The organism is Pseudomonas sp. IT-196MI5, from assembly GCF_949767415.1.
Lineage (GTDB): Bacteria > Pseudomonadota > Gammaproteobacteria > Pseudomonadales > Pseudomonadaceae > Aquipseudomonas.
Genome location: NZ_CATKPZ010000011.1, coordinates 691331 through 713405, shown reverse-complemented (window position 1 = coordinate 713405; position 22075 = coordinate 691331). Strand labels below are relative to the sequence as shown.

General features: G+C 58.2%; 20 protein-coding genes and 1 other RNA gene. 8 read left to right on the top strand and 13 right to left on the bottom strand.

Annotated features, from left to right (window positions below; genetic code table 11):
* Nucleotides 1-17 precede the first annotated feature (17 nt).
* Nucleotides 18-758, bottom strand: coding sequence for a TetR/AcrR family transcriptional regulator (locus ACM6IK_RS10780; RefSeq protein ID WP_414874274.1), 741 nt, complete (start codon nt 756-758; stop codon nt 18-20).
* Nucleotides 759-997: 239 nt separating this feature from the next.
* Between ACM6IK_RS10780 and ACM6IK_RS10775 the strand changes: the two genes are divergently transcribed.
* Nucleotides 998-2125: a helix-turn-helix transcriptional regulator gene (locus ACM6IK_RS10775; RefSeq protein WP_414874273.1), complete on the top strand. Its 1128-nt coding sequence runs from the start codon at nt 998-1000 to the stop codon at nt 2123-2125.
* Nucleotides 2126-3153: 1028 nt separating this feature from the next.
* Here the strand turns inward: ACM6IK_RS10775 and ACM6IK_RS10770 are convergent.
* From ACM6IK_RS10770 to ACM6IK_RS10730, 9 genes are all read right to left on the bottom strand, one after another.
* Nucleotides 3154-4410, bottom strand: coding sequence for an integrase domain-containing protein (locus ACM6IK_RS10770; protein WP_414874272.1), 1257 nt, complete (start codon nt 4408-4410; stop codon nt 3154-3156).
* A gap of 187 nt (nt 4411-4597) precedes the next feature.
* Nucleotides 4598-4991, bottom strand: a transfer-messenger RNA (tmRNA) gene (gene ssrA / locus ACM6IK_RS10765).
* A gap of 94 nt (nt 4992-5085) precedes the next feature.
* Nucleotides 5086-5364, bottom strand: coding sequence for a hypothetical protein (locus ACM6IK_RS10760; protein ID WP_414874271.1), 279 nt, complete (start codon nt 5362-5364; stop codon nt 5086-5088).
* A 325-nt stretch (nt 5365-5689) separates the two neighbouring features.
* Entirely contained in the window at nt 5690-5965 is a 276-nt protein-coding gene (locus tag ACM6IK_RS10755) for a hypothetical protein (RefSeq protein ID WP_414874270.1), read from the bottom strand.
* A gap of 192 nt (nt 5966-6157) precedes the next feature.
* Nucleotides 6158-8968: an FAD-binding and (Fe-S)-binding domain-containing protein gene (locus ACM6IK_RS10750; protein ID WP_414874269.1), complete on the bottom strand. Its 2811-nt coding sequence runs from the start codon at nt 8966-8968 to the stop codon at nt 6158-6160.
* On the bottom strand, nt 8965-9636 hold the full coding sequence (locus tag ACM6IK_RS10745) for a LutC/YkgG family protein (RefSeq protein ID WP_414874268.1): 672 nt from the start codon (nt 9634-9636) through the stop codon (nt 8965-8967). The genes ACM6IK_RS10750 and ACM6IK_RS10745 overlap by 4 nt, the downstream gene beginning before the upstream one ends.
* A complete protein-coding gene (locus tag ACM6IK_RS10740; protein ID WP_414874267.1) occupies nt 9633-11090 on the bottom strand; it encodes a LutB/LldF family L-lactate oxidation iron-sulfur protein in 1458 nt (485 codons plus the stop codon). Before ACM6IK_RS10740 ends, ACM6IK_RS10745 begins: the two co-directional genes overlap by 4 nt.
* Nucleotides 11087-11911, bottom strand: a complete 825-nt coding sequence (locus tag ACM6IK_RS10735; RefSeq protein WP_414874266.1) for a (Fe-S)-binding protein — start codon at nt 11909-11911, stop codon at nt 11087-11089. Before ACM6IK_RS10735 ends, ACM6IK_RS10740 begins: the two co-directional genes overlap by 4 nt.
* A gap of 150 nt (nt 11912-12061) precedes the next feature.
* On the bottom strand, nt 12062-13756 hold the full coding sequence (locus ACM6IK_RS10730; RefSeq protein ID WP_414874265.1) for a lactate permease LctP family transporter: 1695 nt from the start codon (nt 13754-13756) through the stop codon (nt 12062-12064).
* A gap of 261 nt (nt 13757-14017) precedes the next feature.
* Here ACM6IK_RS10730 and ACM6IK_RS10725 point away from each other — a divergent pair, with 261 nt between their 5' ends.
* Nucleotides 14018-14785, top strand: coding sequence for a GntR family transcriptional regulator (locus tag ACM6IK_RS10725; RefSeq protein ID WP_414874264.1), 768 nt, complete (start codon nt 14018-14020; stop codon nt 14783-14785).
* Nucleotides 14786-14852: 67 nt separating this feature from the next.
* Here ACM6IK_RS10725 and smpB read toward each other — a convergent pair whose 3' ends face one another.
* Complete coding sequence (smpB, locus tag ACM6IK_RS10720; protein ID WP_008057382.1) at nt 14853-15335, bottom strand: SsrA-binding protein SmpB; 483 nt, start codon at nt 15333-15335, stop codon at nt 14853-14855.
* A gap of 118 nt (nt 15336-15453) precedes the next feature.
* On the opposite strand from smpB, the gene ACM6IK_RS10715 reads away from it, so the two are divergent.
* The 4 genes from ACM6IK_RS10715 (at nt 15454) to ACM6IK_RS10700 (ending at nt 18244) form a co-directional block, all read left to right on the top strand.
* Nucleotides 15454-16857, top strand: coding sequence for a sodium-dependent transporter (locus ACM6IK_RS10715; protein ID WP_414874263.1), 1404 nt, complete (start codon nt 15454-15456; stop codon nt 16855-16857).
* Nucleotides 16858-16864: 7 nt separating this feature from the next.
* Entirely contained in the window at nt 16865-17299 is a 435-nt protein-coding gene (locus tag ACM6IK_RS10710) for a type II toxin-antitoxin system RatA family toxin (protein WP_103394085.1), read from the top strand.
* On the top strand, nt 17292-17606 hold the full coding sequence (locus ACM6IK_RS10705) for an RnfH family protein (protein WP_414874262.1): 315 nt from the start codon (nt 17292-17294) through the stop codon (nt 17604-17606). Before ACM6IK_RS10710 ends, ACM6IK_RS10705 begins: the two co-directional genes overlap by 8 nt.
* 227 nt (nt 17607-17833) lie before the next feature.
* Nucleotides 17834-18244, top strand: coding sequence for a hypothetical protein (locus tag ACM6IK_RS10700; RefSeq protein WP_414874261.1), 411 nt, complete (start codon nt 17834-17836; stop codon nt 18242-18244).
* Between the two features lie 151 nt (nt 18245-18395).
* On the opposite strand, the gene ACM6IK_RS10695 is transcribed toward ACM6IK_RS10700, so the two are convergent.
* On the bottom strand, nt 18396-18923 hold the full coding sequence (locus ACM6IK_RS10695) for an outer membrane protein assembly factor BamE (RefSeq protein ID WP_108218131.1): 528 nt from the start codon (nt 18921-18923) through the stop codon (nt 18396-18398).
* 97 nt (nt 18924-19020) lie between these two features.
* Here ACM6IK_RS10695 and fur point away from each other — a divergent pair, with 97 nt between their 5' ends.
* Nucleotides 19021-19425: a ferric iron uptake transcriptional regulator gene (gene fur / locus ACM6IK_RS10690; protein ID WP_003197684.1), complete on the top strand. Its 405-nt coding sequence runs from the start codon at nt 19021-19023 to the stop codon at nt 19423-19425.
* 75 nt (nt 19426-19500) lie between these two features.
* On the opposite strand, the gene recN is transcribed toward fur, so the two are convergent.
* Nucleotides 19501-21174, bottom strand: a complete 1674-nt coding sequence (gene recN, locus ACM6IK_RS10685; protein ID WP_414874260.1) for a DNA repair protein RecN — start codon at nt 21172-21174, stop codon at nt 19501-19503.
* A gap of 239 nt (nt 21175-21413) precedes the next feature.
* Here recN and grpE point away from each other — a divergent pair, with 239 nt between their 5' ends.
* Nucleotides 21414-21980: a nucleotide exchange factor GrpE gene (grpE, locus tag ACM6IK_RS10680; protein ID WP_223458579.1), complete on the top strand. Its 567-nt coding sequence runs from the start codon at nt 21414-21416 to the stop codon at nt 21978-21980.
* Nucleotides 21981-22075 lie beyond the last annotated feature (95 nt).

The window sequence follows — 22075 nt, the reverse complement described above, 5'->3', positions numbered from 1 at the left end:
CAATGTTTACAGCTGCCTCATGAGGGCAAGCTGTAAACGTGGGCTGGAACCTGTTCGGGTGCGTCAAGGCGGGAAAGAAGGGAGACAGTTTCGGGCGACATGGGGCTCGCCAGCAGTGCCACCAGGCAGTCTTCGATGTTCTTGATGAACAGCTCGGTGTCCATCGCCAAGGTTTTCTTATCGCTCGCATCAAGCATGCGAGAGTGATCGGCAAGCCCATGGAGGAGCAATACTGCCGCCAAGTGCAGGCGCTGCTGGGCCACGGATTCGGGCAGGTCCTGGAGGACCCCGAGCAGCGCCCGCCTCAACCGATCGACCTGACCCAGATTGAGCGTGGAAGCGCGCAGGTTCTGTACGGAGAGCGTATGCACCGCCACCAGTTGGGCATCCAGGCGGATAAAATCCTTCCCACCGTTGGGATCGAACATTTTGTCGGCCATCGGATACATCAGCGCGCGGACCACGTCTCGCACCGAAGGATTACCTCGCTTCTCCAGTTCATCGAGCAATGCGTTGCGCCGGCTGGCAATACCAGGCTCATGCTTGTCGAGGATGGCCTGCAGCAAGCCGTCCTTGCTGCCGAAGTGGTAATTCGTGGCGTTCTTGTTCCGCTGCCCGGCGGCTTTGTTGATGTCGCTTAACGACACCCCTTCGATACCGCGCTCGGCGAACAGGCGTTCGGCAATTGACACGAGCTTTGCTCGAGTGACGACGCTTTTCAGTGTCAAACGTTCGATTTTCCTGACTTGCTGGGTCATCACACCAATCTTTTGAGTCGAGCAATGGTACGAAACGAATCGCAGTTTAACATCGCCCATAGGGTGGATCGTACAAGTAAACTCACCGGCCGGCCGGTGCGCTTCGCAGGACGCAAAGTTACACGATCTGGCAGGTAGGCCCACCTCCTTTCAGACTATAGATCCGGGTGTTGCGCTCAATCGACGACGGCACCTATTCTCGACCATCTCCAACACTAATAAATATAAAAGGATTGTCCATGCAGAGCCTCAGCCTCGAGACGTTCAGCGAGTTCGTCGGCAACCTCTATCAAGGACCGCTGGAGAACATCCCCTGGACGACCTTCCTCAACCGGCTCAATGTGCATCTGCAAAGCAAGTTCGTCACCTTCATCCTGCGCCCACCGAGTCAACACGACACGGGCCTGATGATCCACACCTCTGGCTCCTCGGCTGAGACCACTGCCTCCTATAACCAGCACTTTTTCACCCTCGATCCCTTTGTCGACCTGCCCAACCGCCAGGTCGTCACCCTGGCCGAATTCGTCTCCGACGACGAGTGGCAAAAATCCGAGTTCTGCAAGAATTTCCTCGAACCGCTGGACGTGTTCCATATCCTCGGCGCCGACATCAACACTGCCGACGGCGCTCAGTGCCGCATCCGCATCAGCCGCGGTCGAGAGGACAGGGCCTTCAACAATGATGAAAAGGCCCTGTTGGCGCAGTTCATTCCGCACCTGGAACGCTCGATCGAGATCCATATGCGGTTGAACCGTATCGAAACCGAGCGCAACCTCTATGCCGGCGCGGTAGATCAGATGGCGGTTGGCACGATCATTCTCGACGAAGCCGGCAAAGTGCTGCGGACCAACCAGGTGGCCGACCGCCTGATCCAGGAAAAAGACGGTATCAAGCTGGTCAACGATGGCCTGCAGATCGGCACCGCGCGCGATACCCAGGAGTTCCGCCGCCTGGTGAAACAGTCGCTGCTCTCGCAAAAAAGCAGCAACCCCTCGGTGGTCGAAGCCCTGCGCGTGCAACGGCCTTCGGGCCGCGCGGACCTGGGCATCATCGTGCGCTCGGTACCGTTGTCAGACTGGAGCGAAGGCAAACAGTGCCCCGCGGTGGTGATCTTCATCAGCGACCCGGAACAGCAATCCAGTGCACCGCAAGAGATTGTCCGCGCCCTGTTCGACTTCACCCCGGCCGAAACCCAGCTGGCCATGCTGCTGGCCAACGGCCTGACCCTGGACGAAGCCTCCGAAGAACTGGGCATCAGCCGCAACACCTCACGGGCACACCTGCGCTCGACTTTCTCCAAGACCGGGGTGACCCGCCAGACCATGCTGGTGCGGTTGATCCTGCGCAGCGTAGCGACCCTCGGTTAGTGCGAGTATTCGCCGCGTTGGATGCATCGGTGTCTGGGCCTGGCGAAACGGTTGATTAACCATGAGTAACGCCGGCAACCTCATCCTCGGCCGCCGCCAGTACGCGGTCTGGAGCGGCTCACCATCGATGAGTGCGTAATCCTTGTCTTTTGGTTTGACCGTCTTGAGTTGGCGGCCTGAGAGGCGGGTGGATTTCTTCAGGCACAAAAAAAGACGTCCGTGGACGTCTTTAGATGTTGAAGTGGTGGGCCGGGGTAATTTGAATCCGTTTAGTAAATTATTGATTTATAACATTAATATCTAATTTTATTTTTAGTTGGAATACCAATTGGAATACTGCACTCCAGTTGACCACCCGTTTGCATTCGATCTGACCAGCACGTTTCGTAACCATGATTGGCAGTGAACTACCCATAGCTGCCGGTTGCGACAGGCAGAAATCGGCCGATTCTGTTGAAAAAGTCGGTTTTCTCAAACTGCTCGAATATTGATGGGTAAAAACACATCTTTTGCACGCGGCTACGTAAAATCCGAGTCCGGGAAGCCTCTGCTGAAAGCAAGGAATTCAATCTCAGACGCGTACTTTTCTGTCGTGAGAACGAAGCCGGGCTTTTTCAACAGAATCGGTCAATTTTAGCCATTGCTGACTATCTATATTGGGTCGGTTGCAGTCCTTCAGTGCTTGGCTGACGCATTCGCGCTGAGTGGCACCCGCTGACACCCATCAACTGCAAATGACTGGTCAAGTCGGATGCAAACAACTGGTCAGTGGCAATGCAATTAGGTGGTCAAGTGAGATGCAATTACGCAGAGCCCATACGAGTGGGAATGCGGAGCCTTCCCGCTCGCGTGGGCTTAGTCGAAAAGCCCCCAAGACCGAGGCTTGCAGCGGCGACAGTCGCCACTTCTGTCGCCATGCTGCAGGCCAGGTATTACGCGGGTTGTCGCCGGTGTCGCCGCTGTCGCCAAATCAACCATCACTCCATCTGGGGAGTCATTCTCGATTACCGGCGAAGTCCGGTGAGCGCTCACCGTATGGGCACGACGTTGTGGTCCCTGGATTGATTGATCGCAGATGCCGACAGGTTGCCAGTGGCCGCTTTCTGGATGTGCTCACTCCACCAGGCCATCATCGGACGCCGGCGTTCGATGTAGTCAGCTCGGTTGTAAGCGCTTCGGACTTCATCCTTGTCGACATGCGCCAGCGCAACTTCGATCAGCTCCGGATCCCACCCATGCTCGTTCAGGATGGTGCTGGCCATGGAGCGCATGCCGTGGCTGACCAAGCGGTCCTGGAAGCCCATGCGTTTCAACGCCATGTTGGCAGTCTGACTGTTGGCGTGGGTGCGCGGGTTTCTATCTGCCGGGAACACGTATTCCCTGTGGCCGCTGAGGGGCTTGAGCGCCTCCAGTAACGCGAGTGCCTGTTCGGTCAGCGGGATGGTGTGCGGACGACGCTTTTTCATGCGCTCCGGCGGGATGGTCCAGATGCGTTTGTCAAAGTCGATGTCTACCCATCGGGTGGTAGCCGCCTCGGCAGGACGGGTCATCGTGTGCAGTTGCCATTCGATCAGGCAGCGAGTGATCCGCTTGATGCTGGCATTCGCGATTTCCAGAATGAGCTCCGGAAGCTCATCAGGTGCAAGCGCAGCCATGTTCTCTTTCTTCGGCTTCTTGAATACCGCCCGGATACCGCTGAGGGGATTCGCGAAGATCATTCCTGAGTTGACCCCGTAGGTCATGATCTCGTTGAGCCGTTGGCTCAGCCGTTTCACTGTTTCCAGGCTGCCTTTGGCTTCGATTGGGCGAAGGAGCTTGATCACCATCGGTGCGCTGACTTCCGAGATCGGTGTCGATTTCATGCTCGGAAAAACGTGCAGTGTGAGTGAGCGCCAGATGTCTTCAGCATACGCCGGCGTGACCGAGTCCTTCTTCAGCTCGAACCAGGCGGTGGCCACATTCTCGAACGTGTGTTCTGTCTCCGCTCGTTTGGCTTGCACCAGCTCGTTGCGTTGAGCTTTGGGGGCGATGCCTTGCGCCAACAGCTCTCTGGCCTCAACCGCTTTCTTCCGGGCTTGCGCCAGAGAAACCTCGGGATAGGAGCCGAGCGTCATGTTGATTCGATTCTTGGTAACGGGATGCCGGTAGTTGAAATTCCACTGCATCGAGCGATTGACCCTGACTCGCAGCTGAAGCCCATCACCATCGGTGAGGACGTAGTCCTTGTCTTTGGGTTTGACAGCCTTGAGCTGACGGTCCGAGAGGCGGGCGGTTTGAGCGCACATGAGAAGTACTCCATGTCACCTTTTGGTATTCCCAAGATTAGCGCTGGGTCGCCGGGAATACCAATGGGAATACCAAATCGCCTGGAACTCAAAAAACCTCTGCGGAGTCCAGTAGCGCTTAAACCCTTGATTTTGCTGGATTTCAGGCACAAAAAAAGACGTCCGTGGACGTCTTTAGATGATGAAGTGGTGGAGCCGGGGGGATTTGAACCCCCGTCCGCCAGTACTCCGCTGTCGGTACTACATGCGTAGCCGTGTCTATTAAGTTAACCCTCAGCGACCCGACGGGCAGGGTGCTTTGGGCGAGTTGTGTAAGTTTTAGCCGCTTCGTCCACAACGTACTGCACGGCGATTCTGTTCTATATGACAATCACTTTGGGTTTACAGACATCCCCTGATGATTGCTGGACCCGAAGGTACCAGGAGGGAAGGGCTAAGGCTGCTTACGCAGCGAGAGCGTATTCCCCGTAGGTTTCGTCATTGGCAACTATAGGAAGTTGCAACAGTGGATTTACGAGTTCTGTTACCAACTCGGCATGCACCTAAAGTTTCGCAACCGGCGTCGAATCCTAAACGGCCCCGAGCCTGATGCTCGTTGAATCAAGTGAGCAGCAGGCATGTACAGTGTACGTCATCACGCCCCGGAAGGCCAACCCGAAGGTTGACCACCACAGATCATGGGTTTGGCTCGTTGCTCTGTTTGTCAGCGAGTGCCAATGCCTGGGTGGCCTCGGTGACGCATTTTTTGTCGTCTCCGGAGGCTTGTGAGGCTTCGGCGCTGGACATCAGTCTTTTGATTTCCATTGAGGTGTTTGTGGAGGTCGCCGGCAGCGCATTCACTTTGCCTTTGAGCTCTTGCAACATGCTCGTACAAAGGTTGTTGTCCGCAGCAAATACAGGAGAGGCCAGCATGGCAGCGGCAATGAACAGGCCAGCGAGTGTGGTGCGTTTCATGGGTATCTCCTTGAACTGATGGTCTCGGTGCTGCCGTATGAGTGGACGGGCAAGCCGAGCCGGAAAAATCAGCCACGATCTGATGGGGCTTACCTCAAAGACTACGATTCAACGCAAGAATTCGGTTTTTCAGAAAACGTGTCGAGCTTTTTTCAGCGATGCGGGCGGTTACACATTTCCAGACCCCAGATGCAACAAAACCCGCAACTGGCGGGTTTTGGTTTGCTTCATGTCGGACGCAGCCAGGCATTGAACTTCCGGCTGCCAGTACTCCGTTGTTGATGTACGCCGACAAGGCCAACCCGAAGGTTGGCCTTGGGCAGAGTTACTTCGCGCCTTTGTGCGCGTTCGTGACGTCCATGATGGTTTGGTTGGTTTCGGCGATGCAATTATCAATACCTGCCTTGGTGCCTTTTGCCTGGTCGGCTTTGGCTTTCTTGACGGAGGCCTCCACCTGGTCAAGCATTTCCCCGGGAATCTGTGCCTTTGCGTTTTCGATGGTTTGCAGGTTAAGCGCGCATTGGTCTTTTTCGGCCGCAAACGAAGTGGACGCCATCATGGAAGCAACAACGAAAAAACCTAACAGCACAGAACGATTCATGTGTATCTCCTTGGACTGAAAGGCCAGGCTTTGCTGGCCATCAAATCGGACAACCGAGTTTTGGGAAGGTCCCACATTTGCGGGACTTGATCAGTGGACTGCGGCGGCACGTCAGGGTTATGTTTTTCCACTGTAGAGCTGTTGACTCCGGCAAGTAGCGTTAAGGAATGCACCTTCCTGTAGATCCTGCTATCAGGGCACCCTAGCCTGGGTCACGCGGTCCACGAGATAGACTAGCCCGTGGTAGTCAATGCTGCCATGTTGCGTCAGACCGATCTCACAGGTGCGGCTGGTAGAAATCCCTTCGCTGCACTGCTGCACCGCGTCCTTGAGCGTGCGCAGCGAATGGGCGTTCAGCTCCGGCGTGGTGAAACCTTTGTCGCCGGCGAAGCCGCAACAGTGAATGCCTTCGGGAATGACCACGTTTTTGCTGCACTTGCGCGCCAGGTCGATCAACGCCTGGCTTTCCCCGAGGTGTTGTGTGCTGCAGGTTACGTGCACGGCGATCGGCGCCTCCTGAGGCGTGAAATCCAGGCGATCCATCAGGTGAGTGCGGATGAAACGTACCGGGTCGTACAGGTCCAGACGGACTTCACCGAGGTCTTGAACCAGGCGCAAGGTGCAGGGGCTGGTGTCGCAGTAGATCGGGTCGAGCCCGCCACGGCTGGCGTGGAGCAGGGCGCCGATCAGTTCCTGGCGTTTGTGCTCGGCTTGCTCGGCGTAACCTTTGGAGGCGAATGGCTGACCGCAGCACAGGTTGTCGAGGTTGTCCGGGAACACCACTTGATATCCGGCCTTTTCCAGCAAGCCCCGGGTCTTGTCGTGCAGCGACATTTGCTCCGTGTCGCCTGATGCCGGCCCCATGGCGCGGGATACGCAGGCAGCAAGATAGACCACACGCGGGCGCGCGTCCGTCACTGTCGGGCTGAAGCGAATGGCTTTTTCCGGTTGCGGCATCGCGTTGGTCCATTGCGGGACCTGACCCTTGGACAGGCGCGTCAGCGTCGCCGACAACTTCGCCAATCTCGGCGCCCCCAGCAACATCCGTGCACCATTGACCACGTGCAGGGTGAAGCGCGCACCTTGCAGTGCCGTGGCGAAATTTCCTTCAAGCCAGTTGGCGGTTTTCGTATGCGTCGCCTTACGGCTACGCAGCTTTTTCACCAGCTCGCCGGTATTGATGCCTACAGGGCAACGTTGCGCGCACAGGCCGGTAGCGGCACAGGTATCGATGCCCTGGTATTCGTACGCGGCTTCAAGTTCGGTGGTGTCGATGCCGGCGCGTTTTCTCGCCTGAATGTCGCGCCAGATCACGATGCGTTGGCGTGGGCTCAGGGTCAGGCCTTTCGACGGGCAGACCGGTTCGCAGAAGCCGCATTCGATGCACTTGTCCACAATCTCGTCGGCGGCCGGCAATGGCTTGAGGTGTTTGAGGTGGATCTGTGGGTCTTCGCTGAGCACCACGTCCGGGTTGAGAATGCCGTTGGGATCGAGCAGCCGCTTGAGTTGCCACATCAATTGGTAGGCATCGCTGCCCCATTCCAGTTCGACGAACGGCGCCATATTGCGCCCGGTGCCGTGCTCGGCTTTCAGCGAACCGCCGAACTCCACTGCCACCAGTTGCGCCACGTCGTCCATGAACGCCTGATAGCGTGCGACTTCTTCCGGGTTGTTGAAGCCTTGGGTGAAGACAAAATGCAGATTGCCTTCCAGGGCGTGTCCGAAAAGTATCGCTTCGTCGTAGTGATGTTTGTCGAACAGTTCGATCAGGCGGTTGACGCCGATGGCGAGTTGTTCGACCGGGAAGGTGACGTCTTCGATGATCACCGTGGTGCCTGTCTTGCGCACCGCACCGACGGCCGGGAAGGTGTCTTTGCGGATGGCCCAGAGACGGGCGTTTTCCTGCGGGTCTTCGGTGAAGTCGACCTGCTTTTCCACGGGGAACGTTTTCAGCGACGCCATGATCTGCGCCAGTTGTTCGTGCAGCAAGGTGGACGATGCGGCGCGGGATTCGATCAGCAAGGCGCAGGCATTGTTCGACAGATGCTGTACGAAAGGCGGCATGCCGGGTTTGCCCTGCACTGAACGCAGGCTGCGCCGGTCCAGCAGTTCCACGGCCGACACCGGTTGGCTTTTCAGTACGGTGACCGCGTTGCAGCAGGTCTCGACGTCCGGGAACACAATCAGGGCCGAGGCCTTGTTCGGGTGGTCGATCACGGTGTCGTAGGTCACGGCACTGATAAACCCGAGCGTGCCCTCGGAGCCCACCAGCAAGTGGCTCAAGATATCCACAGGCTCGTCGAAATCCACCAGGGCATTGAGCGACAGGCCGGTGGTGTTTTTCAGGCGGTATTTGTGGCGAATTTTCGCAGCCAGTTCGGCGTTTGCCCGGGTCTCGCGGCCCAGAGTCGCCAAGCGCTCCAGCAACGCGGCGTGGCTTTGACGAAACGCCGCGACGCTGGCGGGATCCTCGGTGTCGAGACGACTGCCGTCGGCCAGTACCAGACGAATGCCAGCCAGTGTGTGATAGGTGTTTTGCGCGGTGCCGCAGCACATGCCGCTGGCATTGTTGGCGACGATGCCGCCGATCTTGCAGGCGTTGATCGAGGCCGGGTCCGGGCCGATCTTGCGTCCGAAAGGCGCCAGCCAGGCATTGGCCTGGGCGCCGATCACGCCCGGTTGCAGGCGAATCTGTGTGCCTTGCCCGCGAATCTCGCGCGCGTTCCAGTTATCTCCGAGCACGATCAAAACCGAGTCGCTGATGGCTTGACCAGAGAGGCTGGTGCCGGCAGCACGAAAAGTTACCGGGACTTGATCGCGCTGTGCCAGTTTCAGTAGCGCCACCACTTCTTCTTCGGATTCGACACGGATCACCAGTTGCGGAATCAACCGATAGAAACTGGCGTCGGTACCGAAGGCCAGGGTCGACAGCGGGTCGTCGAAGCGTCGCTCTTGTGGAATCAGTTGCTGTGCATCACGCAGGAAAGCGGCCGGTAGACTCATTGGTCCTCCAGGATCAGCACGACCAGGTCTTTCGGTCCGTGGGCGCCGTACGCCAGCACTTGCTCGATGTCGGCAGTCTTCGACGGGCCGGACACCAGCAACGCGTTGGTCGGCATGCCTTGGGCCCATTCGAATTCCTGTTGTACCTGATAGAAGTTATCGCGGATTTCGCTGGCCTTGAGCAGGGCGAAATGCACCGGTGGCGCGAGGCTCATCAGGCGTGGTTCCTCCCGGGTCGGCCAGATAATCAGGCTGCCTGTTGCTGCGATGGCACCGAGGGTGCCAGTCAGGCTGGCCGGGGTGTCGTTGAACAGCTCGGCTTTCCATTCTTCAACCGGGCGGTCGTAGGCCTTGAGCATTGGCAGGCCGGGATTATTCGCCCAGTGCTGCGTGATCCGTTGACCGTGGGGCGTTGTCGGTGCGATCAGCAGACTCGGCAATTGGCGGTCCTGCAGCAACTGCGCGAGTAGGGTCGGCCACTGTTCACCGGACGTCAGATGGATTTCCGTGTGCACCGCTTCCATCAATTTGCGCAGTTGCGCAATGCGCTGCTCAGGTGCGTAGGTGTAAGGCTGGGTCACCAGATCGACATCGAAGTTGTCGGCCACTGGCGTGGTACCTGTCAGGCTTTTACGCAGTTTGGCGAGGATATTTTGCTTGGCGCTCATCGACGGTCTCCCTGTTTGGCCAAATGCTCGCGGGCCATGTCATGCAGTGAGCGGGCGGCGGGTTTCGGGGCGCTGTGGTTTTGCGTCCACGGGCCGACATTGCTCGGTGTGAGGGCGCGCAAACGGGTGGCGAAGAATCCGAACAGGCGATACAGCGTCGGCGAGCTGTTGAGCTTCGCCCAGGCATTCCAGATGAACCGCTCCTTGCGCGAATACTTGCTGCCCTGACCACGCATCACTTGATGGGGGCTGTCCGGGGCCTTGACGTTTTCTTCCCGCAGGCGCCGCAATAGGGCAGGGATCGGGATTTTCACCGGGCAAACTTCACCGCAGGCGCCGCACAGCGACGAGGCGCTCGGGTGATCCGGCACTTTCGCCAGGCCGACCATGTGCGGGGTGACGATTTTTCCGATAGGGCCGGGGTAAACTTCCCCATAGGCATGGCCGCCGATTCGGGTGTAGACCGGGCAATGATTCATACAGGCGCCACAGCGAATGCAGTTCAGGGTCTGACGTAATTCGCTGTCGGCAAATGCCTGGCTGCGGCCATTGTCGAGCAGTACCAGGTGCACTTCCTGCGGGCCGTCGAGTTCATGTGCCTTGCGCGGGCCGGAGATCATGTTGACGTAAGTGGTGATCGGAATGCCCAGGGCCGAGCGGGTCAGCAGCGACAGCAGTGGCACCACATCGCGCAGGTTTTCCACGACTTTTTCGATGCCGGTGACGGCGATGTGCACGGGCGGTACCGTGGTGGTCATGCGGCCGTTGCCTTCGTTTTCCACCAGCAGCAGGGTGCCGGTTTCGGCCACGGCGAAGTTGACGCCGGAGACGCCGATGTCCGCTTCGAAGAATTTCTGCCGCAGGACTCTGCGACCGATCTGAATGAGTTGGTCAACGTCCTTGGTGTATTCCACGCCAAGTTTGTCGTGGAACAAGGACGCGACCTGGCCGGCGTTCTTGTGGATTGCCGGCATGATTATGTGTGAAGGCTTCTCGTGGTCGAGCTGGACGATGTACTCGCCCATGTCCGATTCCAGGCATTCAATGCCCCGATCAGCGAGGAAATGGTTCATCTCCATCTCTTCGCTGACCATCGATTTGCCCTTGATCACTTGCCGCCCCTCGTGAGCGCGGATGATCGAGAGGACGATGCCATTGGCCTCGTCCACCGTTTCCGCCCAGTGCACTGTCACACCGTTGCGGGTCAGGTTCTGTTCCAGTTGCTCGAGCAGCTCGGGCAACTTGGAGAGCGCGCGGGCACGGATTGCATTGCCCAGTGAGCGCAAGTGTTCTCTTTCATGGGCATCGCTGAACGCCGCTGCCCGTTTGCTCATCAGTGAATCCATCGCCTTGCGAAAGTTGTTTCGCAATTGCGCGTCACCCAACGCCTTGTGGGCGCGGGTGCGAAAATCCTCTTCTACGGCAACCGTAGGAATAATCGCGGAAGTGCTCATCGGGCACCTCCGGTACGCTGCCAGAGGAAACTGGCCAGATGCTGACCGCGCAACGCTTCCTGCTGTTTTTCCAGCGAGCCGTTGATGTTCATCAAGCAGCCGCAGTCGGCACTCAATATCTTGTGCGCGCCGGATTCCTTCAACGCCCGGGTCTTGTCAGCCACCATCGCGCCGGAAATGTCTGGCATACGGACGCTGAATGTCCCGCCGAAGCCACAGCATTCGCTTTCGTGGTCGTGGTCGACCCGTTCCACGTTGCTCAACTGCGCCAATAATTCGCGGCCGTGCAGGTGGGTGTTCATCTCGCGGCGTGCCGAGCACGAGGTGTGCAGCGCCACTTTTACCGGCTCGCCGCTGTCCTTGAGCTGCACCTTGCAGACAAACAACAGGAACTCGGCCAGCTCGTAGGTTCTGGCCGCCAGGGCCTGAACCTGTTTCAACGTCTCCGGCTCGTCCTTGAACAAGTCGGCGTAATGTTCACGCAGCATGCCCGCGCAAGAGCCTGACGGCACCACCACCGGATAGTCGCCGGCAAACAGCGCCAGTTGCGAGCGCGCCACGGTCCGTGCCTGTTCGGTGTAACCCGAGGTGTAGGCCGGTTGGCCGCAGCAGCTTTGCCCTTGCGGGTATTCGACGCGAATGCCTTCGCGCTCGAGCAGGTGGATCGCGTCCATACCGGCTTGCGGGTAGAACAAATCGACCACGCAGGTCCCGAACAGGTAGACCCGTGACGGTTTCTTGCTGGGGTATTGTCGAGGCTCGGGCAGTGGCGGGGCGACACGGGTCGCATTCGGCACGGCGTTGTAAAAAAGCTCGCTCATCAGGCGGTCTCCGGGTGGTCCCGGTTATTCGTCTGTCGAGGCTGCTGAATATAGAGCGGCAAGCTTTCAGCAGCCTTACAGACCGGGGTGTGAATAGCGGACGCCGGGGGCGTGGCCCCGCGTCGGTTTTTATCGTGTTGCCTGTGGTCCTCAGTGCACCAGCATGCCGGTGAACCAGTAGGCCTGGGCCAACGTGATCAAGCCGACAATCGTTGCAAAGAATAGGCTGTGCTTGAGGGTGAAGCGGAACAGATCCGATTCCTTGCCCACCAGGCCGGTCGCGGCACAAGCCACGGCGATCGATTGTGGCGAGATCATTTTACCGGTCACGCCGCCGCTGGTGTTCGCCGCCACCAGCAGGGTGTCGTTGACGCCGATCTGGTGCGCGGTGGTCGCTTGCAGCGAGCTGAACAGGGCGTTGGACGAAGTATCGGAACCGGTGAGGAACACGCCCAGCCAGCCGAGGAACGGCGAGAAGAACGGGAAGGCCGCACCCGTCGCCGCCAGTACCAGGGCCATGGTCGAGGACATGCCCGAGTAGTTGGTCACGAAGGCAAACGCCAGCACCATGCCGATGGACAGGATTGGCCAGCGCAGTTCGTAGAAGGTCTCTTTCAAAGTGGTCAGACCAGTTTTGAGATTGACCTTCAGGACCAGCATCGAGATCAGCGCGGAGAAGAAAATCGCTGTGCCAGTGGCGGAAATCGGGTCGAGTTTGAACACTGCCGGAAGGGCGGTCGGCGCGGCCACGATCGGTGCGACCTTGATCACCATCTGGTCCAGGTGCGGGATGGCGAAGTTGAATACGAAGCTGTACATCGAACCGCCGGCGGCGAACATCGCCTTGAACGGTTTCAAGGTCCAGATCGTGACCAGTACGGTCAGGATCAGGAACGGCGACCAGGCCTTGAAAATTTCCCCGAGGCTGTAAGGCGAAGCTACGGTGGTGCGCTTCTGGCCGAAACCACCGACGCTTGCGCTTACCACGGAGGCCGAGACAGCGCCGACGATGTGTTGGCCGGCGGCGCGTTTTGGTTGCCAGACTTTCAAGAACAGGGTCAGGGAAATCAGGCTGACCAGGGCCGAGGTAATGTCCGGCAGTTCCGGGCCGATGAAGTTCGAAGTGAAGTACTGGGTGATGGCAAAGCTCAAGCCGGCCACCAGGGCTGCCGGCCAGGTTTCCCGCACGCCGCGCAGGCCATCCATCATGAACACCAGCCAGAACGGCACGAACAGCGACAGCAGCGGCAGTTGGCGACCGGTCATGGCGCCGATCTTGAAGGCGTCGATGCCGGTCACTTGCCCGGCAACGATGATCGGAATGCCCAGCGCGCCAAAGGCTACCGGTGCGGTGTTGGCGATCAGGCACAGGCCGGCGGCGTACAGCGGGTTGAAGCCCAGCCCTACCAGCAGGGCAGCGGTAATCGCCACCGGAGCGCCGAAACCGGCCGCCCCTTCGAGGAAGGCACCGAAGCAGAAGCCGATCAGCAGGACCTGCAGGCGCTGGTCATCGGTGATCGACAGGACCGAGCTGCGGATGACTTCAAACTGGCCACTCTTGACCGTCAGTTTGTAGAGGAACACCGCTGCCACAATGATCCAGGCAATCGGCCACAGGCCATAAGCGAAGCCATACCCGGCGGCGGCGAACGCCATATCGACCGGCATCTGGAAAGCGAAGATCGCCACCAGAATCGACAACGCCAGGGTGATGCTGCCGGCCACGTGTCCTTTGAGGCGGAACACGGCCAAAGCCAGGAAGAAAAACACGATGGGGATAACGGCTGCGAGTGCGGACAGGCCGAGGCTGCCGAGCGGGGTATAGAGCTGTTGCCAGGTTTGCATATGGGGTGGCCCCTAATTGTTGTTGGTCAGGCACTGATCAGCGTTCTTGGATAATTGGTAAGACCAATTTACAATCGCTGTTGGCTAGGGTAAAAGCCTTGTAGGCGGTGTGTCAATTTGCCGCCCTAAAACTTTTGTCGAATGCGAAGTGCGCAAGTCGTCTGTCTGGTATGACCAAATGTGCTTTGGCAGGTGCTGGCATGGCGCCGATAGGCCAGAATAGAGCCCCGGCGAGCCGTCGGATCGTGGAGTAATCGAGTTATGGGGTTTGATCAGATTCGTCAGCGCCGTTTGTCTGACGATATTGTCGAGCAGCTTGAGGGCATGATCCTCGAGGGCACGCTGAAGGCGGGTGAGCGCTTGCCGGCTGAGCGCGCGTTGGCCGAACAATTTGGCGTGTCACGCCCTTCGTTGCGCGAAGCCATTCAGAAGTTGACCGCCAAGGGCCTGCTGGTCAGTCGCCAGGGCGGCGGTAACTATGTGGTGGAATCACTGGGCAGCACCTTCAGCGATCCCTTGTTGCATCTGCTGGAAAGCAATCCTGAGGCGCAGCGCGATCTGCTGGAGTTTCGCCATACGCTGGAAGCGTCTTGCGCCTACTACGCGGCGCTGCGTGCCACTGATGTGGATCGCGAGCGGCTGACCGCGGCGTTCAACGAATTGCAGGACTGTTATTCGCGTCACGAAGAAGTGAGCCGTGCCGAAGAGGGAGCGGCGGACGCAAGCTTTCACCTGGCAATCGCCGAGGCCAGCCACAATGCCGTGTTGCTGCACACCATTCGCGGGCTGTTCGACCTGCTCAAGCGCAACGTGGTGACCAACATCGGTGGCATGTACAAGCAGCGCACTGAAACCCGCGACATGTTGATCGCGCAGCACCGGGAGTTGTATCAGGCGATTATCGAGGGGCGGGCGGAGCAGGCACGGGAAGTTTCCAGTCGACACATTTTGTATGTGCAGGAGGTGCTGGAAGAAGTGCGTCAGGAAGTGCAGCGCATGGCCCGGGCGGAGCGGCGCAAGGGGATGTAGTCAGTCGATCGTTTATGCGATCGTCATCGCGAGCTTGCTCGCGATGACGGTCTCAGGCAAAAGATAATCAGTCTTCCTTGCCCTTGTTGCGCACCGCACGCTGCAACTCGCGACCGGCGTCGCGTTCGCGCTCGGTATCGCGCTTGTCGTATTCCTTCTTGCCCTTGCCCAGCGCGATCTCGCACTTGACCATGTGCTTGCTCCAGTACCAGGACAGGCACACGCAGGCGTAACCCTTTTGCTGCACGGCGGCGGCCAGCTTTTCCAGCTCGCGCCGGTTGAGCAGCAACTTACGGGTGCGCACCGGATCGGCGATGACGTGGGTACTGGCGGTCGTCAGGGGCGTAATGTGGCTGCCGAGCAGCCAGGCTTCGCCATCCTTGAGCAGTACGTAACTGTCAACCAGCTGCAGCTTGCTTGCCCGCAGACTTTTTACTTCCCAGCCGGCCAGGACCAGACCAGCCTCGAACCGATGTTCGATGAAGTAATCGTGTCGCGCCTTTTTATTTTGCGCGATGGTCCCTGTTGGGTGTTTCTTCTGTTTAGCCATAGGGGCGGCATTATAGGGAGTTGCACGCGAGTCGGCTACGGTGTTGCTACATGCTTGAGCAGGTTGATTGAATCCCGGACAATGCGGCCTCTTTTTTGAACGCTTGGGCGTGATAACGATGTCGACAGACAAGGTTTCTGTCCACGGCAGTTGGGCTAGCCGCTGGGTCTTCATACTCGCCGCGACCGGTTCGGCCGTGGGGCTGGGTAGTATCTGGAAATTCCCGTACATGGTCGGCGTCTATGGCGGCGGCGCCTTCGTGCTGATGTTTCTGGCCTGCATCGCGCTGATCGGGGTGCCGGTCATGCTGGCCGAAACCCTGATCGGCCGGCGTGCCCGGCAGAGCCCGGCCAATGCCTTGAAGACGCTGGCGGTCGAGGCGGGGCACTCGACGAAATGGTCCTGGGGCGCATTTGCCGGGATGATCACGGCGTTGTTGATCCTGTCTTTCTATAGCGTTGTCGGCGGCTGGTCGCTGGATTACATCATCGATATGGGGCGTGGCGACTTCCAGGGAGTGACCCCGGATCAGGTGGGGGCTTACTTCGGCAACGTGATCGCCGACCCTTGGCGCCTGACACTTTGGCACACGATTTTCATGCTGTTGTCAGCGGTGGTGATCGCCAAGGGCGTAGTTGCCGGGCTGGAACGCAGTTTGCGCATCATGATGCCGTTGCTGTTCGTGATGATCCTGGTGTTGCTTGGCTACAGCATGACCACCGGGCATTTCATGGAAGGCGTGCATTTCATGTTCGACTTCCACCCGGAAAAGGTCCTGGACGGCTTGTTGCCCGCGATGGGGCATGCGTTCTTTTCCCTGAGCGTGGGCGTCGGCTCGATCATGATCTACGGCGCCTACATGCCAAAGAACTCGTCGATTTCAGGGACGGTCGTTGGCGTGGCGCTGCTCGATACTTTCGTTTCCCTGGTGGCCGGCCTGGCACTGTTTCCGATTGTTTTCGCGGCGGGCCTGAATCCGAGCGAAGGGCCGGGGCTGATGTTCGTCAGCCTGCCGTTTGCCTTCGGTAACGTGGCGTTCGGGCAATTGATGGGAGTGGTGTTCTTCGTGCTGGTGGCGGTCGCTGCCTGGAGTTCGGCGATTTCCCTGCTTGAACCGATGGTGGCCTACCTGGTCGAGCGCACTAAAGTGAGTCGTGCATGGGTCACCTTCTGGTTGGCTTTCAGCTGCTGGTTTGTCGGTCTGGGCACGGTGTTCTCCTTCAATATCTGGAAGGAGGCCAAGTTCTTCGTGAACGAAGGCGGGATGTTCCACCTCTACCAATGGGGAGCCGCCGGTGGTCTCGACTTCTTTGGCGTGATCGATTTCTTCACCTCGCGACTCATGTTGCCGCTTGGCGGTTTGTGTTTCGTGGTGTTTGCGGGCTGGATCATGGGGCGTGAGGCGGTGCGCGACGAGTTGTCGATCCGCAACCCTGCGCTGTTTGGCCTGTCCTTGTTCTTGATGCGCTATGTGGCGCCCATCGGCATTCTCGTAGTGTTTGCCGCCCAGCTGTGGAAGTGACGCTGACATGACGACACACATTTCACGTTCGGCCTTGCTGCCATACCCGGCACAAGCGCTGTATGACCTGGTCAACGACGTAGCGCGCTATCCGGAGTTTCTGCCATGGTGTTCATCGGCAGAAGTCCTGGAAAGCTCCCCTGAGCATATGCGAGCGAGCGTCGGAGTGGCGAAGGGTGGTCTCAGTCAGCACTTCGTGACGCGAAATACTCTGGTTCCCGGTCAATCGATCGAAATGAATCTTGAAGAAGGTCCGTTCAATCAATTGCATGGTGTGTGGGTGTTCAAGCCGCTGGGTGAGAAGGCCTGCAAGATCAGTCTTGATCTGTCGTTCGATTATGCCGGGCCACTGGTTCGCGCCACTCTGGGACCGCTGTTCAACCAGGCGGCCAATACGCTGGTGGATGCGTTCTGCCAGCGCGCCAAACAGATTCATGGTTGAAGCCGTGATCGATATCGAAGTGGTGTACGCCGCTGTGGACAGGCAGGTGCTGCTTTCACTCGCGGTGCCGGTCGGCACTACGGTTCGGGCGGCCGTGCTCAGGTCTGGTGTAGGGGCAGAGTTTCCTGAGCTGGATCTTGCCGCCTGCCCGGTGGGTATCTTTGGCAAGGTGATCACCGACCCGGACACTCGAATGATTCAGGCGGGGGACCGAATCGAAATCTACCGGCCGCTGCTGGCGGATCCGAAAGAGGTCCGTCGCCTGCGTGCAGCAAAAGCGGCCGAGGCCAAGGCGCGGAATCAATGATTGAAGTGCGCGCCAGGCACTAAAATTTCGGCCCGCAGGTGGTTAAATCCCTGAGTGTAAATATGCTTTGTAGGTTTTTTATCGGGGGAATGTAGGATTGGTTTGAGTATTGCTGAGAATTTTCTCTTTGCTTCAATCTTGATTGAATGTGGTTCTGATTAAGCCTAAATCAAGTCTTGCCCTCGTTATGTGAGGGGCAAACAAACTCATTTAGGGATAAATCTGAAATGGACTTGATCAAGTCGTTGAAGCATATAGGTGTGCTGGCAGCAATGGGTGTGGCTTTCACTGTCATGCCGGTCAGTGCAGCCTCCAATGTGTTAACCGCCACGATAAGCGCACAAGGCAAGGTGGTGGCTCAGGCACCCGAGTGGATCTCTGCGGTAGAGTACTTCTCCCAGCCTGATTATTTTGCGAACTATAAGGTTAACTTCAAGCCGGATGTCTTCATCCAGGCTCCACGGTTCTGCTCTGTATCCCTTACGAACAGCCGTTCCGAAGATGATATTTATTATGGGCGGGCGCGACTTGGGTCTACACCCAAGCAGGATAATTTGAGTGTGATCACTCAACTGGCAGGAATGAAGGACCCTTCCGGTGATGGTTCCCAGGACTTTATGCTGATGTGTATTAAATAAGCGGGAATCATCGATAGTAATTCCGGCAAGCGATCCGGATCGATCACTAATGCCGATACATAAAAAAATCCGCCGCCAGAGGTCTGGCAGCGGATTTTCAGAGCAGCCTTGCTGGAGCTTGAATGCCCAGGCAAGCGGCATCATTCACCAATTACTGCGGCGAGGTGTCCAGCGGTTCAGGTGTCGGGACTGGAGCGGTTTCTACACCGTCGACGTCCTTCTGGATCTGATCGAGCAACGAACCTGGCTTGACCGGTTTTTCCGGTTTTGGCTTCTCGACGTTTTCTGCCGGGGCCGCCACTGTCGTGCCGCTGTCCTTGCCGAGAATGGCTTCGTCACGGCTCACGCCTGGCATGAAATCACCGGAGAGGCTGACAAGCTGGTCATTTGGGTTGAAGATAACGCTGATGCGTTCCTGTTGGCGTTCACCGCCACCGGGTTGCAGGCTGTACAGATAATCCCAGCGATCGGCATGGAACGTGTCAGTCAGCAGAGGGTTGCCCATGATAAACCGTACTTGCTTACGGGTCATTCCCGGGCGTAACTGGTCTATCATGTCCTGCGTGACGACATTGCCCTGCTGGATGTCGATTTTGTAAACCCCGGGGAATGAACAACCGGCGAGTGCGAGCAGTCCCACAAGGGTGAAACTGGTTAGCAAGAGCTTGGTGTTTTGCATCGGTGGGCGACTTCCACTATCTTGGCTGGGACAACGTAAACGCCGATCATACCCGCATTAAGAGAAGCTGCGAAGCAGCATCGCGAGAAAGCTGACCATGGTTGAAAATAGCGAACTACGCAAAGCCGGCCTCAAAGTGACCCTGCCACGGGTCAAAATTCTGCAAATGCTCGATTCCGCCGAGCAGCGCCACATGAGTGCCGAGGATGTCTACAAGGCCCTTATGGAGGCTGGTGAGGACGTCGGTCTGGCCACGGTTTACCGTGTTCTGACCCAGTTCGAGGCAGCTGGCCTTGTGGTGCGGCACAACTTCGACGGAGGCCATGCGGTCTTCGAACTGGACGACGGCAAGCATCACGACCATATGGTCAATGTCGAAACCAGCGAAGTGATCGAATTCTTCGACGAAGAAATCGAGCGGCTTCAGAAAGCAATCGTCGACAAGTATGGTTTCGAGATGGTTGATCACAATCTGGTGCTGTACGTGCGCAAGAAAAAGTAAGCATGTCGCGCGAACATCGGTTCGCGATACGAACGAAGGCGACCCCAGGGTCGCCTTCGTGCTTTCTGCCTTTATTCAGGCTTTTACGGCCACCACCATTTTTTTGGCGTGCGCCAGGGACTCCTTGGTGAGATCAATGCCCCCCAGCATCCGTGCGACTTCTTCGACGCGGTCGTTTTTGCTCAATTTGGAAACGGCCGTGCGGGTGGCATCTTCGCCGCGCACTTTATGCACAAATAGATGCTGATGACCTTGCGCCGCCACTTGCGGCAAGTGGGTCACGGTCAGCACCTGTCCGCGCTCGCCAAGCCTGCGCAGCAACTGGCCGACGATTTCCGCGGTCGGGCCGCCAATACCGACGTCGACTTCGTCGAATACCAGGGTCGGTACGCGGGAGGTCTGTGCGGTGATGACCTGAATCGCCAGGCTGATCCGCGACAGTTCGCCCCCGGATGCGACTTTTGCCAAAGCTTTTAATGGTTGGCCCGGGTTGGCGCTGACCAGCAGTTCAACCTGTTCAAGTCCGTTAGGCAGCAGTTCGTCGCTACTGTTTGGACGCAGTTCGATGGTGAAGCGCCCACCAGGCATGCCCAGGCGCTGGATTTCCTGCTCCACGGCGCTGGCCAGGCTGTTCGAGGCTTGATGGCGCAGATCGCTAAGCTCTCGGGCTTTTTCCTGATAATGGCGAGCGTAGGAAGAAAGTTCGTCGCTCAGGCGCTCGATGGATTCGTCGTTGGCATTCAGGGATTCGATTTCATCGAGCAGCTTCTGTTGCATCTCAGCGACTTCGGTCGGCTGGATGCGGTGCTTGCGGGCCATTGTATAGATCGCATCGAGCCGCTCTTCGAGGTATTGAAGGCGCGCCGGATCGGCGTCGAAGTTATCGAGAAAGCGGTTCAGTTCGCCCACGGCCTCTTCTACCTGGATCTGCGCGCTGGTCAGCAGGCTGCTGGCCTCGCCGAGTGCACCGATCGAGTTGTTCACACTGGACAAGCGGTTGAGGCTGGCAGTGAGTGCATTCAGCACATTGCCGGAATCACTTTCGCTGCACTGTTCGACGACTTGCCGGCAAATACCCAGCAAGGTCTCGGCGTTGGTCAGGTTCTTGTGCTCTTGTTCAAGCTGTTCCAGTTCGTTGTCGCCGAGGCCGAGGTTTTCCAGCTCTTCGAGTTGGTAGCTGAGCAATTGGTGGCGAGCGCGTTGTTCGTCGCCGGAGTTGGAGAGTCGATCCAGCTCCTGGCGAGTCTGGCGCCAGCGCTGTGCGGCAAGCTGCACCTGGCGGGCAAGATCCGTGGCCCCGGCGTACTCGTCGAGCAGGCGGCGATGGGTGTCGGTCTTGAGCAGGGATTGGTGTTCGTGCTGGCTGTGAATGTCAATCAGCAGCTCGCCCAGCGCCTTGAGATCGCCAAGCGGGCAGGGCGTGCCGTTGATGTAGCCACGCGAGCGCCCTTCGGATGTGATCACCCGGCGCAGGATGCACGGGCCGTCGCTTTCAAGGTCGCGTTCGGCCAGCCAGGCGCTGGCTTCCGGAATGTCGGCCAGATCGAAGGTGGCCAGGATGTCGGCCTTGTCGGTGCCGGGGCGAACCACGCCGCTGTCGGCGCGATCACCCAGGGTAAGGCCCAGCGCATCGAGCATGATCGACTTGCCCGCGCCGGTTTCCCCGGTGATCACGCTCATCCCGCGATCGAGTTCGAGATCGAGATGTTCAACGATGGCGTAGTTGTGTACGGACAGGTGCACCAGCATAAAGGCCGCTCCCAGGCTTTAGGTCTGGTTATTTATACAGTGTTTTGTTTCTGGCTGACAATGCCCTCGCTTAGCTCCTTTCGCTTGATCCGACGAAATCCTTAGTGCGTCCGGGAATGACAATGCAGAGCTTTTTGTAGGGTTAATCACATAACCCCCTTGAAGCCGGATTTTGCGGCCCCATATAGCTGGGCAGAAGCGCGAGTTGAGCTCGCGGACGATATTGAAAGGAGAAATCTATGGCTGACGAACAGACAGTGGATACGCAAAACCCAGACGCCAACCAGGCGCCCGAGGCTTCGGGTGAAGACCTGGCGGCTCGTGTACAAGTGCTCGAAGAGCAACTGGCAGGCGCTCAGGATCAGGCTTTGCGTGTAGCCGCCGATCTGCAGAACGTCCGCCGTCGCGCCGAGCAGGATGTGGAGAAGGCTCACAAGTTCGCGCTGGAAAAATTCGCCGGCGACCTGCTGCCGATCGTCGACAGCCTGGAACGCGGCCTGGAACTGTCCAGCCCGGACGACGAAAGCATCCGTCCGATGCGCGAAGGCATCGAGCTGACCCTGAAAATGTTCCAGGACACCCTCAAGCGTTATCAGCTTGAAGCGATCGATCCGCATGGCGAACCGTTCAACGCCGTTCAACATCAGGCGATGGCCATGCAGGAAAGCGCCGATGTCGAACCGAACAGCGTTCTGAAGGTGTTCCAGAAGGGCTATCAGCTCAATGGTCGCTTGCTGCGCCCGGCGATGGTCGTGGTCAGCAAGGCGCCTGCGCCGGTTTCGCCTTCGATTGACGAGCAGGCTTGAAATTCGCCGCAAGGCCCCCATTTATAAGTCAAGCGTTTAAGTGCTACCGCAGTTAGCCACCACTGCTGCGGCAACCAAATCCAAAGTTTCGGGAG